The sequence below is a fragment of the Streptomyces sp. 2114.4 genome (assembly GCF_900187385.1).
GTDB lineage: Bacteria > Actinomycetota > Actinomycetes > Streptomycetales > Streptomycetaceae > Streptomyces > Streptomyces mooreae.
Genome location: NZ_FYEY01000001.1, coordinates 5,965,205 through 5,979,702 on the forward strand (window position 1 = coordinate 5,965,205; position 14,498 = coordinate 5,979,702).

General features: G+C 67.7%; 11 protein-coding genes and 1 rRNA gene. 10 read left to right on the forward strand and 2 right to left on the reverse strand.

Annotated elements, in window-relative coordinates; all coding sequences use genetic code 11:
- Window positions 1–217: 217 nt before the first annotated feature.
- From eccD to CFW40_RS26360, 6 genes are all read left to right on the forward strand, one after another.
- On the forward strand, window positions 218–1,681 hold the full coding sequence (gene eccD / locus CFW40_RS26335; RefSeq protein WP_088800353.1) for a type VII secretion integral membrane protein EccD: 1,464 nt from the start codon (window positions 218–220) through the stop codon (window positions 1,679–1,681).
- Window positions 1,682–1,837: 156 nt separating this feature from the next.
- Window positions 1,838–2,125, forward strand: a complete 288-nt coding sequence (gene rpsO / locus CFW40_RS26340; protein ID WP_006602744.1) for a 30S ribosomal protein S15 — start codon at window positions 1,838–1,840, stop codon at window positions 2,123–2,125.
- Between the two features lie 294 nt (window positions 2,126–2,419).
- The gene (locus CFW40_RS26345) at window positions 2,420–4,639 is read left to right on the forward strand and encodes a polyribonucleotide nucleotidyltransferase (RefSeq protein WP_088800354.1); all 2,220 of its coding nucleotides are present in this window, start codon (window positions 2,420–2,422) and stop codon (window positions 4,637–4,639) included.
- Window positions 4,636–6,015 carry a pitrilysin family protein gene (locus CFW40_RS26350; RefSeq protein WP_088800355.1) on the forward strand — a complete coding sequence of 460 codons (1,380 nt, stop codon included), beginning with the start codon at window positions 4,636–4,638 and terminating at the stop codon, window positions 6,013–6,015. The genes CFW40_RS26345 and CFW40_RS26350 overlap by 4 nt, the downstream gene beginning before the upstream one ends.
- 36 nt (window positions 6,016–6,051) lie before the next feature.
- Complete coding sequence (dapB, locus tag CFW40_RS26355) at window positions 6,052–6,804, forward strand: 4-hydroxy-tetrahydrodipicolinate reductase (protein ID WP_088800356.1); 753 nt, start codon at window positions 6,052–6,054, stop codon at window positions 6,802–6,804.
- Between the two features lie 5 nt (window positions 6,805–6,809).
- Window positions 6,810–7,265, forward strand: coding sequence for a hypothetical protein (locus CFW40_RS26360; protein ID WP_088800357.1), 456 nt, complete (start codon window positions 6,810–6,812; stop codon window positions 7,263–7,265).
- A 117-nt stretch (window positions 7,266–7,382) separates the two neighbouring features.
- On the opposite strand, the gene CFW40_RS26365 is transcribed toward CFW40_RS26360, so the two are convergent.
- On the reverse strand, window positions 7,383–7,940 hold the full coding sequence (locus tag CFW40_RS26365) for a hypothetical protein (RefSeq protein ID WP_088800358.1): 558 nt from the start codon (window positions 7,938–7,940) through the stop codon (window positions 7,383–7,385).
- 99 nt (window positions 7,941–8,039) lie between these two features.
- Entirely contained in the window at window positions 8,040–8,279 is a 240-nt protein-coding gene (locus CFW40_RS26370; RefSeq protein WP_088800359.1) for a hypothetical protein, read from the reverse strand.
- Between the two features lie 232 nt (window positions 8,280–8,511).
- On the opposite strand from CFW40_RS26370, the gene thyX reads away from it, so the two are divergent.
- The 4 genes from thyX to CFW40_RS26395 all read left to right on the forward strand — a co-directional run bounded on the left by thyX (window position 8,512) and on the right by CFW40_RS26395 (window position 14,374).
- On the forward strand, window positions 8,512–9,270 hold the full coding sequence (gene thyX, locus CFW40_RS26375) for an FAD-dependent thymidylate synthase (protein WP_088800360.1): 759 nt from the start codon (window positions 8,512–8,514) through the stop codon (window positions 9,268–9,270).
- Window positions 9,271–9,466: 196 nt separating this feature from the next.
- On the forward strand, window positions 9,467–10,366 hold the full coding sequence (gene dapA, locus CFW40_RS26380) for a 4-hydroxy-tetrahydrodipicolinate synthase (RefSeq protein ID WP_088800361.1): 900 nt from the start codon (window positions 9,467–9,469) through the stop codon (window positions 10,364–10,366).
- Window positions 10,367–10,480: 114 nt separating this feature from the next.
- Window positions 10,481–12,166 (forward strand): ribonuclease J, encoded by a 1,686-nt coding sequence (locus tag CFW40_RS26385; RefSeq protein WP_088800362.1) that lies wholly within the window; start codon window positions 10,481–10,483, stop codon window positions 12,164–12,166.
- Window positions 12,167–12,845: 679 nt separating this feature from the next.
- Window positions 12,846–14,374, forward strand: a 16S ribosomal RNA gene (locus CFW40_RS26395).
- The last annotated feature ends 124 nt before the right edge of the window (window positions 14,375–14,498 follow it).

A 14,498-nucleotide genomic window follows, 5' to 3' on the forward strand; every position in this document is an offset into this window, starting at 1 on the left:
GCCCCCGTTGGATTCGACGGTCCCCCCGGACCAAGTGCTTGGCCCGAACCAGGCGTTGATCCTACTGTTAACCGTCAAGTCTCGGGGTGGGTGGGGCGAGCGCTGAATTGGACGGTACGCTGACGCCTCGCGAGCGTGCCCACAGCCCCGAAGTGACGGCTCTCTATAGAAGGCGCGCGACGCGACAAAACGCCCAACGGATAGGGGGAACCGCCAGGTGAGCACGAGCACTGGCACCGGCTTTTGCCGGGTCACAGTCGCCGCGCCCGATGCACGGATTGACGTGGCTCTGCCGGAGGACGTCGCACTCGTCGACATTTATCCGGAGATCCTGAGGCTCTCCGGTCAGTCGCAGGCGGAGGGCGCTCCGACCGGATATCACCTAGTACGCCGCGACGGCACGGTTCTTGACGCCGGACAGTCTCTGGCGCAGCAGCAGATCCTCGACGGCGACCTTCTTCTTCTGAAGCCGTTCGCCGAATCGCTGCCGCTCCCGGTCTTCGACGATGTCTCCGACGCCGTCGCCTCCGCGGTCAAGCGCAACCGCAACCGCTGGAGCGACGACCTCATGCGCGTCGTCGGCCTCACCGCGGGTGTGCTGCTGCTCGTCATGATGGCGTTCGCCCTGTGGGTGTCCAACCCCGAGCACCGCGACATGCACCGCCTGCCCGGCATCATCGCCGGTGTCGTCGGCATCGTGCTGGTCGCGCTCTCCGGCGTCCGCGCCCGTGTCTACGACGACCACGGCTCCTCCATCGCGCTGGGCCTGGCCGCGCTCCCGCACCTCCTGCTCGCCGGCTCCGGCATCTTCCCCGTCGACGCCGGAGCCGACCCCGGCCGGCTGCACCTCCTCGTCGGCTGTGTGACCGTACTGATCGCCTCCGTGCTGCTGGTCGTCATGCTGCCGCGCGGTGACGCCCCCTTCGTCGCCGCCGCGTTCCTGGCCGCCACGGGGACCCTCGCGGTCTTCGCCGCGATCCTCACCGACGCCGCGCCCAGCGAGGTCGCCGCCGTCACCGCCGTCGTCTCCATCGCCCTGGTCGCCTGGCTGCCCGGCCTCTCCGCACGCTTCGCCCGGCTGCCCATCGGCTACAAGTCGCCCGACCAGATCGCCAAGGGCTCCTACGACAACGGCGGCGAGACCGAGTCCGTCGACTTCGTCAAGATCGGCAACCAGGCCAAGCGCGGGCACGAGCTGCTGCTCGGCCTCGTCGCCGGCTGCTCCGCCCTGACCGTCGGCTCGGCCGGCGTGGTCCTCGGCTTCTCGGACAACGTGTGGGCCCAGCTGCTGGCGCTGGCCGCCGGTATCACGATCATGCTCCGTGCCCGGCTCTTCGACTACACCGCGCAGGTCGCCTGCCTGACCATCGCCGGCATCCTCACGATCGTCCTGCTCATCCTGGGCATCGCGCTGAACCCGCCGACGGAAATGTTCATCGATCTGGCCCGCTACCAGGACTCCGGTCCGCTGAACATCCACACCGTCTGGTTCTCCGGCAGCATCGCGGCGGGCGCCGCCCTCCTGGTCGCCGTCGGCCTGATCGTCCCCCAGAAGGGTGTCACCCCCTTCTGGGGCCGGATCTTCGACATCTTCGACGGCCTGGTCCTGCTCTCCCTGGTACCGCTGTGCCTGGCGGTCCTGGACGTGTACGGCAAGGTGCGCGGTCTCACCACCAGCTGAGGCCCCCGCTCACCGGCCTGCTCAGCGGCCCCCCGACCACCCGGTCGGGGGGCCGTTTTGAGCTGGTACGCTGTGTGACGGTCCGGATGAGTCATCCAAGATTCCCTGTGAGGTAAACCAGGGGCGCTCACCGGCCGGAACCCTGAGGAGTACCGCGTGTCGCTCGACGCCGCTACGAAGAAGCAGATCATGGCCGAGTTCGCCACCAAGGAGGGTGACACCGGCTCCCCCGAGGTCCAGGTCGCGATGCTCTCCCGCCGCATCTCGGACCTGACCGAGCACCTCAAGACCCACAAGCACGACCACCACTCCCGCCGTGGTCTGCTGCTGCTCGTCGGCCAGCGCCGCCGCCTGCTGCAGTACCTGGCGAAGAAGGACATCACGCGCTTCCGTGCGCTGGTCGAGCGCCTGGGCATCCGCCGCGGCGCGGCGGGCGCCAAGTAAGGACGCCGTAGAGGGAGCGGTTCCCGTCAGGGGCCGCTCCCTTTGCCGTACGCACCGGACACTCACGCCGCCTCATGGTGGACGGAAGCTTTGTAGTCTGGTGCCATATCGCAAAACTGAACGCGGTAGGAGCGCCTCCTGGCCGCCGGTCCTCGGTAGTGGCCCCCGGACGATCCATGGACGCCATGTGTCATCACTCCGGGTGCTTCGATCGAAGACCGGCCCGCACCGGCGCTCCACCGAAGACGGTCTGCAGCCATACGGGCAGCAGACGCAGACGAGGAGATATCCCTGGTGGAGAACGAGACCCACTACGCCGAAGCCGTGATCGACAACGGCCCCTTCGGCACCCGCACCATCCGCTTCGAGACGGGCCGCCTGGCCAAGCAGGCCGCCGGCTCCGCCGTGGCCTACCTGGACGACGACACCATGGTGCTGTCGGCCACCTCCGCGTCCAAGACGCCGAAGGACCAGCTGGACTTCTTCCCGCTGACCGTCGACGTCGAGGAGCGGATGTACGCAGCCGGGAAGATCCCCGGTTCCTTCTTCCGCCGTGAGGGCCGGCCCTCCGAGGACGCCATCCTCACCTGCCGGCTGATCGACCGGCCGCTGCGCCCCTCCTTCAAGAAGGGCCTGCGCAACGAGATCCAGATCGTCGAGACGGTCATGGCGCTCAACCCCGACCACCTCTACGACGTGGTCGCGATCAACGCCGCCTCCTGCTCCACGCAGCTGGCCGGCCTGCCCTTCTCCGGCCCGGTCGGCGGCACCCGTGTCGCGCTGATCAACGGCCAGTGGGTGGCGTTCCCGACCCACACCGAGCTCGAGGACGCCGTCTTCGACATGGTCGTGGCCGGCCGCGTCCTCCCGGACGGCGACGTCGCGATCATGATGGTCGAGGCCGAGGCCACCGAGAAGACCATCCAGCTGGTCAAGGACGGCGCCGAGGCCCCGACCGAAGAGGTCGTCGCCGCCGGTCTGGAAGCCGCCAAGCCCTTCATCAAGGTCCTGTGCAAGGCCCAGTCGGACCTCGCCGCCAAGGCCGCCAAGCCCGTCGGTGAGTTCCCGGTCTTCCTCGACTACCAGGACGACGTCCTCGAGGCGCTCACCGCCGCGGTCAAGGACGAGCTCTCCCAGGCGCTGACCATCGCCGGCAAGCAGGACCGCGAGGCCGAGCTGGACCGCGTCAAGGGCGTCGCCGCCGAGAAGCTGCTCCCGCAGTTCGAGGGCCGCGAGAAGGAGATCTCCGCCGCGTACCGTTCGCTGACCAAGAGCCTGGTCCGCGAGCGCGTCATCAAGGAGAAGAAGCGCATCGACGGCCGCGGCGTCACGGACATCCGTACGCTCGCCGCCGAGGTCGAGGCCATCCCGCGGGTGCACGGCTCCGCGCTGTTCGAGCGTGGCGAGACCCAGATCCTGGGCGTCACCACCCTCAACATGCTCCGCATGGAGCAGCAGCTGGACACCCTCTCCCCGGTGACCCGCAAGCGCTACATGCACAACTACAACTTCCCGCCGTACTCCGTCGGTGAGACCGGCCGTGTGGGCGCCCCCAAGCGCCGCGAGATCGGCCACGGCGCGCTCGCCGAGCGCGCCATCGTGCCGGTCCTGCCGACCCGCGAGGAGTTCCCCTACGCGATCCGCCAGGTCTCCGAGGCGCTGGGCTCCAACGGCTCGACGTCCATGGGCTCGGTCTGCGCCTCGACCATGTCGCTGCTGAACGCCGGTGTGCCCCTCAAGGCCCCGGTCGCCGGTATCGCCATGGGCCTGATCTCCCAGGAGATCGACGGCCAGACCCACTACGTCGCCCTCACCGACATCCTCGGTGCGGAGGACGCCTTCGGTGACATGGACTTCAAGGTCGCCGGCACCAAGCAGTTCGTGACCGCGCTGCAGCTCGACACCAAGCTCGACGGCATCCCCGCCTCGGTCCTGGCCGCCGCGCTGAAGCAGGCCCGTGACGCGCGTCTGCACATCCTCGACGTCATGAACGAGGCCATCGACGTTCCGGACGAGATGTCCCCGAACGCCCCGCGGATCATCACCGTCAAGATCCCGGTGGACAAGATCGGTGAGGTCATCGGCCCCAAGGGCAAGATGATCAACCAGATCCAGGAGGACACCGGCGCCGACATCACGATCGAGGACGACGGCACGATCTACATCGGTGCCGCCGACGGCCCGGCCGCCGAGGCCGCCCGCGCCACGATCAACGGCATCGCCAACCCGACCATGCCGGAGGTCGGCGAGCGCTACCTGGGCACGGTCGTCAAGACCACCACCTTCGGTGCGTTCGTCTCCCTGCTCCCGGGCAAGGACGGCCTGCTGCACATCTCGCAGATCCGCAAGCTCGCCGGTGGCAAGCGCGTGGAGAACGTCGAGGACGTGCTCGCCGTGGGCGCCAAGGTCCAGGTCGAGATCGCCGAGATCGACCAGCGCGGCAAGCTCTCCCTGATCCCCGTGATCGAGGACGAGGACAAGGCCGCGGACGAGAAGGACGACGCCGCCAAGTGACGTCCCGTACGCACGCGACGACGGCCCGCACCTCTTCGGAGGGGCGGGCCGTCGCCCGTACCCAAACGCTTCTCAAGGGCACCGCGGGGGCCGGCACGGTCCGCCGGACCACCCTCCCCGGCGGGCTGCGGGTCGTCACCGAGACGCTGCCCACGGTCCGCTCCGTCACCTTCGGCATCTGGGCGCACGTCGGCTCCCGCGACGAGACCCCGTCGCTCAACGGCGCCACGCACTACCTCGAGCACCTGCTCTTCAAGGGCACCGAGCGGCGCAGCGCCCTGGACATCTCCGCCGCGATCGACGAGGTCGGCGGCGAGATGAACGCCTTCACCGCGAAGGAGTACACCTGCTACTACGCGCGGGTGCTGGACAGCGATCTGCCGCTCGCCATCGACGTGGTGTGCGACATGCTGACCGGCTCGCTGGTCGAGGCCGAGGACGTGGACGCCGAGCGCGGCGTCATCCTCGAAGAGATCGCGATGACCGAGGACGACCCCGGCGACTGCGTGCACGACCTGTTCGCGCACACCATGCTCGGCGACACCCCGCTCGGCCGCCCGGTCCTGGGCACCGTCGACACCGTCAATGCCCTCACCCCCGAGCGCATCCGCCGCTTCTACAAGAAGCACTACGACCCCACGCACCTCGTCGTCACGGCCGCCGGCAACCTCGACCACGCCAAGGTCGTCCGCCTGGTCCGCCGCGCCTTCGAGCAGGCCGGGGCCCTGGACCGTACGGACGCCGCCCCGATCGCGCCGCGCTCCGGTACCCGCGCCATCAAGGCCGCCGGCCGCGTCGAACTGCTCAACCGCAAGACCGAGCAGGCCCATGTGATCCTCGGGATGCCGGGGCTGGCGCGCACCGACGACCGCCGCTGGGCGATGGGCGTACTGAACACCGCCCTGGGCGGCGGGATGAGCTCGCGCCTCTTCCAGGAGGTCCGCGAGAAGCGCGGCCTGGCCTATAGCGTGTACTCCTACACCTCCGGCTTCGCCGACTGCGGGCTCTTCGGCGTCTACGCCGGCTGCCGTCCGAACCAAGTGCAGGACGTCCTCAAGATCTGCCGCGACGAACTCGACCAGGTGGCGTCCCACGGCCTCACCGACGACGAGATCCGCCGCGCGGTCGGACAGCTGCGCGGGTCCACCGTCCTCGGCCTGGAGGACAGCGGAGCGCTGATGCACCGCCTCGGCAAGAGCGAGCTGTGCTGGGGCGAACAGATGTCGGTCGACGAGATGCTGACGCGGATCGCGGCCGTCACCCCGGACGAGGTGCGCGAGGTGGCCCGCGAGGTGCTGGGTACCCGGCCCTCGCTGTCCGTCATCGGCCCCCTGAAGGACCGGCAGGCGGCCCGGCTGGACGACATCGTCGCCTAGGCCCCCGCGACACCACCAAGAGAAGGACGGGAAACGATGAGCAAGCTGCGCGTGGCCGTACTGGGAGCCCAGGGACGCATCGGCTCCGAGGCCGTACGGGCCGTCGAGGCCGCCGACGACATGGAGCTGGTGGCCGGGCTCGGCCGGGGCGACAAGCTGGAGACGCTGGTCGAGGCCGGCGCCCAGGTCGTGGTCGAGCTGACCAACCCCGGTGCCGTGATGGGGAACCTCGACTTCTGTGTGCGGCACGGCATCCATGCGGTGGTCGGGACGACCGGCTGGACCGATGAGCGCCTGGCGCAGCTGCGCACCTCGCTCGCCGCCTCGCCCGGGGCGGGCGTGCTCATCGCCCCGAACTTCTCCATCGGCGCGGTGCTGACCATGCGGTTCGCGCAGCAGGCGGCCCGCTTCTTCGAGTCGGCCGAGATCGTCGAGCTGCACCACCCGAAGAAGGCGGACGCCCCGTCCGGCACCGCCGCCCGCACCGCCCAGCTGATCGCCGAGGCACGGGAGGAGGCCGGCTGCGCCCCGCAGCCGGACGCCACCACCACCGCGCTGGACGGCGCCCGTGGCGCGGACGTGGACGGCATCCCCGTGCACTCCGTTCGGCTGCGCGGTCTGCTGGCGCACCAGGAGGTGCTGCTCGGCGGGGAGGGCGAAACCCTCACCATCCGCCACGACTCCCTCCACCACAGCAGCTTCATGCCGGGCATCCTGCTCGGTGTGCGTCGCGTGGTCACCACTCCGGGCCTGACCGTGGGCCTGGAAAACTTCCTCGACCTGGGCTGACGGGTATGGGCGGAAAGATCACGTACTTCTTCCTCGCCACCGTGCTGGTCCTCGTCTTCGGGGTGGTGGCGCTGGAGGGGGTACTCCTCCTGATGACCGGCGAGCCGGCCGCCATGGGCATGGGCGTGGTGGCCTTCGTGCTGCCGTGCATCGGCGCCTGGTTCCTCTGGCACAACACCCGCTTCGCGCGTGACGCCCACCGGCTGGCGCACGCCCTGGAGGCCGAGGGCGGTCTGCCGGCCGACGAGCCGGCCCGGACCCCCGGCGGCCGGATCGACCGGGACGCCGCCGATGAGGTCTTCGCCCGGCGGCAGGCCGAGACGGAGGACGCTCCCGGCGACTGGCGTACGTGGTTCCGGCTCGCGGTCGCCTACCACGACGCCCGGGACACCCCGCGCGCCCGGAAGGCAATGCAGCGCGCCATCGCCCTGCACGACGACAAGCCCGTACCGGCCGCGTAGGGCGGGGTACGGGCGCTCAGGGACGGCCGGTCCGGTCCTCACGGGGCCGGATCCGGCGGTTCTACGGGGCAGGCGCGGCGGGGGCCGGCGCGGTGGGCGGTCCCACGGCACCGGGCTTCAGGCGCGGTACTCCGCCGCCCAGGCCTCCAGCACATCCGCGGCCCGCTCGAACGCCTCCGGGCGGGAGAGGAAGTCGCCGTTGTGGTCCGTGAGCAGGGACCGCAGTGGTTCGCCCTGCGTCCGCTCGATGATCAGCGCCTGTCCCTGCACCGTCCGCGGCAGCCCCAGCCAGCGCACCGGCTGCTGGCGCGTTTGCACGGAGGCGACGGCGCTCCAGGGCTCGGTCGTCGTACGCAGCAGATTCACCTGCCGCAGGCCGAGCGCGCTCACCCACACCCCGACCCGCAACAGGCGCAGGGCCAGGGTGATCATCGCTGCCCCCACCACCGCACAGGCCGCGGCGCCGGGCAGCGAGCCGGTCATCGCGATGATCAATGCGGAGATCAGCACGAACGAGGCGAGCAGCAAAAACACCGCCGCCGCCCCTACCCGCCACGGTCCGGGGCGGTAGGGACGGCGCCAGTGGTCGGGCTCGTCATGCGCAAGCGCGGCCGAATCCGCGGTTCGGGTGTCGGGATCGAGGTCGCGGTCGGCCGTCAGGAAGGGCAGGGGCACGGCTGATCCTCACTCATGGGCACGCACGGAAGCTGTGACCGGTGAGGCTATCGGGACCGGCGGAGCGGAACCACTTCGCGGCACGCCCCGCCCGCCCGTTCAGCGATGTGATGCCTCGGACTGATGCACCCGGCTCGAACCGGAGCTGTCCTGCTGCAGTGCGGGAACGCCGAACAGCAGGGCGCCGGCCAGGCCGCCCACGACTGTCAGCGTGATGAGAGACTGGCCGAGGAGCTGCGCGCGCGAGGCGCGCTGCCGCGGCGGGGGAGTGACATTGCTGCGGAACCGGTCTGCCTCGGCAACGAAGGCGAACGGGACGGGCTCTCGCCGGCGGAACATGAGCGGGCTCTCCTAGGAACCTCGAAGTGGGCACTGTCACAGGGTTAGACGTTTGTGGCGTGCGGTTGGTGCCCGTTTTCAGGGACTTCTGTGAAAAATATCAACGGCCGCTCCGCGCGCCGCCATGGCGCGCCCGTTTTGCGGCTAACGCGGCATCACGCGGTGTTTCCCGGACTGTCAGTGGCGGGCCGTAGGGTGGTCGGGCACGAGGATCGATTGGAAGGAACCGCCGGTGTCCCAGACCCCCGCCGAGAGCACTGAGAGCCCCGACAGTGCAGCCGTCAGCTTCCGGAGCGAGGTGACGGTCGAGCTGGTCAAGCACAGCGCCGCGGACAGCGACGTGCTGTGGGCGGCCCGGGTCTCCACGGCCGGTGAGCAGTCCCTGGAGGAGCTGCAGAAGGACCCGGAGCGCTCCAAGGGCCTGATCAACTACCTCATGCGGGACCGGCACGGCAGCCCCTTCGAGCACAACTCCATGACGTTCTTCATCAGCGCGCCGATCTTCGTCTTCCGCGAGTTCATGCGGCACCGCGTCGGCTGGTCGTACAACGAGGAGTCCGGCCGCTACCGCCAGCTGGAGCCGGTCTTCTATGTCCCCGGTGAGTCCCGCAAGCTCGTCCAGCAGGGCCGCCCCGGGAAGTACGAATTCGTCGAGGGCACCCAGGCGCAGCACGAGCTCACCGGCCGCGTCATGGAGGACTCCTACCGCCGGGCCTACGAGGCGTACCAGGAGATGCTCGCCGCCGGCGTCGCCCGCGAGGTCGCCCGCGCGGTGCTCCCGGTCGGCCTGTTCTCCTCCATGTACGCCACCTGTAACGCCCGCTCCCTGATGCACTTCCTCGGCCTGCGCACCCAGCACGAGCAGGCGAAGGTGCCGTCCTTCCCGCAGCGCGAGATCGAAATGGTCGGCGAGCTGATGGAGGCGCACTGGGCCAAGCTCATGCCGCTCACGTACGGCGCATTCAATGCGAACGGCCGGATCGCTCCGTAAGGCCCAGGTTGCGGCCGGATACCGGAGCGCGCAGGACAGACGTGCGAAGTGTCCGGATTGCGGCATTTTGAGAAGTTCATCTACGCTGAACAGACGGACCCGGCACTGCTTGAACCCCCGAGCAGGCAGTGCCGGAGTCCACATCCCTGCTCCCCAGAGGCGCATCCCGCGGTGAGCTACGAGTAGCGTGGGACCCATGGCTCCGACTTCCACACCGCAGACCCCCTTCGGGCGGGTGCTGACCGCCATGGTCACGCCGTTCACGCCGGATGGCGCCCTCGATCTCGACGGCGCACAGCGGCTGGCTGCCCACCTGGTGGACGCCGGCAATGACGGCCTCGTCGTCAACGGCACCACCGGAGAGTCCCCGACCACCAGCGATGCGGAGAAAGCCCAGCTGGTGCGCGCGGTGGTCGATGCGGTCGGCGATCGCGCCTTTGTGGTGGCCGGAGCCGGTACCAACGACACCCGCCACAGCCTGGAGCTGGCCCGCGCCGCCCAGGACGCCGGCGCCCACGGCCTGCTCGCGGTGACGCCGTACTACAGCAAGCCCCCGCAGGAGGGCCTGCTCCGGCACTTCACGGCCATCGCCGACGCCACCGACCTGCCGGTCATGCTCTACGACATCCCCGGCCGCAGCGGCGTCCCGATCAACACCGAGACCATCGTCCGGCTCGCCGAGCACCCCCGGATCGTCGCCAACAAGGACGCCAAGGGAGACCTCGGCCGCGCCAGCTGGGCCATCGCCCGCTCCAGCCTCGCCTGGTACAGCGGCGACGACATGCTCAACCTCCCGCTGCTCTCGGTCGGCGCCGTCGGCTTCGTCTCCGTGGTCGGCCATGTCGTCACCCCCGAGCTGCGCGCCCTCCTGGACGCCCACCTCAACGGCGATGTCACCAAGGCCACCGAGATCCACCAGAAGCTGCTGCCCGTCTTCACCGGTATGTTCCGCACCCAGGGCGTGATCACGACCAAGGCCGCCCTCGGCCTCCAGGGGCTGCCCGCCGGTCCGCTGCGGCTGCCGCTCGTGGAGCTCTCCCCCGAGGAGACCGAACAGCTCACGCGCGATCTCGCCGCCGGCGGGGTACAGCTCTGATCACAGACTTCATAACTGAATACGGACCAACAACCGCCTCATAGCAAGTGCACGAATGTCATGCGCGCCACGTGCCCTCGACGGCAGCGTGGCGTGTGTGGTGAGGAGAGTCTTTTGAGTCATCCGCATCCTGAGCTCGGCGCCCCGCCGAAGCTTCCCAAGGGCGGCCTGCGCGTCACCCCCCTCGGCGGCCTGGGTGAAATCGGCCGCAACATGACGGTCTTCGAGTACGGCGGCCGGCTGCTGATCGTCGACTGCGGAGTGCTCTTCCCCGAGGAGGAGCAGCCCGGAATCGACCTGATCCTGCCGGACTTCACGTCCATCAGGGATCGCCTCGACGACATCGACGGCATCGTGCTGACCCACGGCCACGAAGACCACATCGGTGGTGTCCCCTACCTCCTGCGGGAGAAGCCGGACATCCCTCTCATCGGCTCGAAGCTGACCCTCGCGCTCATCGAGGCCAAGCTTCAGGAGCACCGCATCCGTCCCTACACCCTTGAGGTGCAGGAGGGGCACACGGAGCGGATCGGCTCCTTCGACTGCGAGTTCGTCGCCGTCAACCACTCCATCCCGGACGCGCTGGCCGTCGCCATCCGCACCCCCGCGGGCATGGTCGTCCACACCGGCGACTTCAAGATGGACCAGCTCCCGCTGGACCGCCGGCTCACCGACCTCCCCGCGTTCGCGCGGCTCGGCGAGGAAGGCATCGACCTTCTCCTCTCCGACTCCACGAACGCCGAGGTCCCGGGCTTCGTACCGCCCGAGCGGGACATCTCCAACGTCCTGCGCACGGTCTTCGCGAACGCCCAGAAGCGCATCATCGTCGCCAGCTTCGCCAGCCATGTGCACCGCATCCAGCAGATCCTCGACGCCGCGCACGAGTATGGCCGCCGGGTCGCCTTCGTGGGACGTTCGATGGTCCGCAACATGGGCATCGCCCGCGAGCTGGGCTACCTGAAGGTCCCCGCCGGCCTGGTCGTCGACGTCAAGACGCTCGACGATCTCCCCGACGACGAGGTCGTGCTGGTCTGCACGGGCTCCCAGGGCGAGCCGATGGCCGCTCTCTCCCGGATGGCCAACCGCGATCACCAGATCCGGATCGTCCAGGGCGACACCGTGATCCTGGCGTCCTCCCTCATCCCGGGCAACGAGAACGCGGTCTACCGCGTGATCAACGGCCTCACCCGATGGGGCGCGGACGTCGTCCACAAGGGCAACGCCAAGGTCCATGTCTCGGGCCACGCCTCGGCCGGCGAGCTGCTGTACTTCTACAACATCTGCAAGCCGAAGAACCTGATGCCGGTCCACGGCGAATGGCGCCATCTGCGCGCCAACGCCGAACTGGGGGCGCTGACCGGTGTCCCCAAGGAACGGATCGTCATCGCCGAGGACGGTGTCGTCGTCGACCTGGTCGGCGGCGTCGCCAAGATCGTCGGCAAGGTCCAGGCGGGCTACGTCTACGTCGACGGCCTCTCGGTCGGCGATGTCACCGAAACCCATCTCAAGGACCGCCGCATCCTGGGCGACGAAGGCATCATCTCGGTCTTCGTGGTCGTGGACAGCAGCACCGGCAAGATCGTCGGAGGCCCGGACCTGCATGCGCGCGGCTCCGGCATCGAGGACTCCGCCCTGTCGGGCGTGGTCCCCAAGATCGATGAGGCCCTGGCCAAGGCGGCCCAGGACGGTGTCGCGGACGCGCACCAGCTCCAGCAGCTGATCCGCCGCTCGGTCGGCAAGTGGGTGTCGGACAACTACCGCCGCCGCCCGATGATCCTCCCCGTGGTCGTCGAGGTCTGACGCCCCGGGCCGTACGCAGGTACGCAAGTAGGAGCGGGGCGCCCGGATTTGCATCCGGGCGCCCCGCTCCAGTACGTTTACGTCTCCTCCTGAACGGGAAGCACCGCACGCCTCTGCGCACGGAGCACCCCACGAAATCAGGCGGAATTCCGACCCAGAGCAATCTGATAAAGTCGGATCAGCCGAAAGGCAAACCCCCTCCGACGGGGAATCGGAATCGAATTCGGACCGGCAACGGAACGAAATCGGGTCTGCTAGAGTCGGAAAGGCCGGAAAGCGAAAGCCGAACGGCCGACCCGCTCCAACAGGGGCCAGACACGGAAACGGATCTGGTACGGTTGGAAACGCGAAGAAGCCGAAAGGCGGAAACGCACCGGCGAAAATCGGGCCCGCAAGGATCTGATAGAGTCGGAAACGCAAGACCGAAGGGAAGCGCCCGGAGATCCTGGTGAAACAGGAACAAAGGAAGCGTCCGTTCCTTGAGAACTCAACAGCGTGCCAAAAGTCAACGCCAGATATGTTGATACCCCGTCTCCATCATGGAGATGAGGTTCCTTTGAAAGTCCACCACGGCCCGAGCGGTCGGGGTGGCACACACAGCGAGGACGCTGTGAACGACCGGACCTATTCCGTCCGCTCGTTCCGCTCTCGTGTGTGTTCACCGGATTACCGGTAAACATTCACGGAGAGTTTGATCCTGGCTCAGGACGAACGCTGGCGGCGTGCTTAACACATGCAAGTCGAACGATGAACCTCCTTCGGGAGGGGATTAGTGGCGAACGGGTGAGTAACACGTGGGCAATCTGCCCTTCACTCTGGGACAAGCCCTGGAAACGGGGTCTAATACCGGATACGACCTCCGACCGCATGGTCTGGTGGTGGAAAGCTCCGGCGGTGAAGGATGAGCCCGCGGCCTATCAGCTTGTTGGTGGGGTGATGGCCTACCAAGGCGACGACGGGTAGCCGGCCTGAGAGGGCGACCGGCCACACTGGGACTGAGACACGGCCCAGACTCCTACGGGAGGCAGCAGTGGGGAATATTGCACAATGGGCGAAAGCCTGATGCAGCGACGCCGCGTGAGGGATGACGGCCTTCGGGTTGTAAACCTCTTTCAGCAGGGAAGAAGCGAGAGTGACGGTACCTGCAGAAGAAGCGCCGGCTAACTACGTGCCAGCAGCCGCGGTAATACGTAGGGCGCAAGCGTTGTCCGGAATTATTGGGCGTAAAGAGCTCGTAGGCGGCTTGTCACGTCGGATGTGAAAGCCCGGGGCTTAACCCCGGGTCTGCATTCGATACGGGCAGGCTAGAGTTCGGTAGGGGAGATCGGAATTCCTGGTGTAGCGGTGAAATGCGCAGATATCAGGAGGAACACCGGTGGCGAAGGCGGATCTCTGGGCCGATACTGACGCTGAGGAGCGAAAGCGTGGGGAGCGAACAGGATTAGATACCCTGGTAGTCCACGCCGTAAACGTTGGGAACTAGGTGTGGGCGACATTCCACGTCGTCCGTGCCGCAGCTAACGCATTAAGTTCCCCGCCTGGGGAGTACGGCCGCAAGGCTAAAACTCAAAGGAATTGACGGGGGCCCGCACAAGCAGCGGAGCATGTGGCTTAATTCGACGCAACGCGAAGAACCTTACCAAGGCTTGACATACACCGGAAAACCCTGGAGACAGGGTCCCCCTTGTGGTCGGTGTACAGGTGGTGCATGGCTGTCGTCAGCTCGTGTCGTGAGATGTTGGGTTAAGTCCCGCAACGAGCGCAACCCTTGTTCTGTGTTGCCAGCATGCCCTTCGGGGTGATGGGGACTCACAGGAGACTGCCGGGGTCAACTCGGAGGAAGGTGGGGACGACGTCAAGTCATCATGCCCCTTATGTCTTGGGCTGCACACGTGCTACAATGGCCGGTACAATGAGCTGCGATACCGCGAGGTGGAGCGAATCTCAAAAAGCCGGTCTCAGTTCGGATTGGGGTCTGCAACTCGACCCCATGAAGTCGGAGTTGCTAGTAATCGCAGATCAGCATTGCTGCGGTGAATACGTTCCCGGGCCTTGTACACACCGCCCGTCACGTCACGAAAGTCGGTAACACCCGAAGCCGGTGGCCCAACCCCTTGTGGGAGGGAATCGTCGAAGGTGGGACTGGCGATTGGGACGAAGTCGTAACAAGGTAGCCGTACCGGAAGGTGCGGCTGGATCACCTCCTTTCTAAGGAGCACTTCTTACTCGGACTTGTCCGGGTCAGAGGCCAGTACATCAGCGAGTGTCTGATGCTGGTTGCTCATGGGTGGAACGTTGACTATTCGGCACACTCGGTTGGTTGTCACTAGTA

Coding starts and splice junctions, on each gene's coding strand:
- dapB (WP_088800356.1), top strand. CDS start 6,052: ATGAGCAAGCTGCGCGTGGCCGTACTGGGAGCCCAGGGACGCATCGGC.
- CFW40_RS26360 (WP_088800357.1), top strand. CDS start 6,810: ATGGGCGGAAAGATCACGTACTTCTTCCTCGCCACCGTGCTGGTCCTC.
- CFW40_RS26370 (WP_088800359.1), bottom strand. CDS start 8,279: ATGTTCCGCCGGCGAGAGCCCGTCCCGTTCGCCTTCGTTGCCGAGGCA.
- dapA (WP_088800361.1), top strand. CDS start 9,467: ATGGCTCCGACTTCCACACCGCAGACCCCCTTCGGGCGGGTGCTGACC.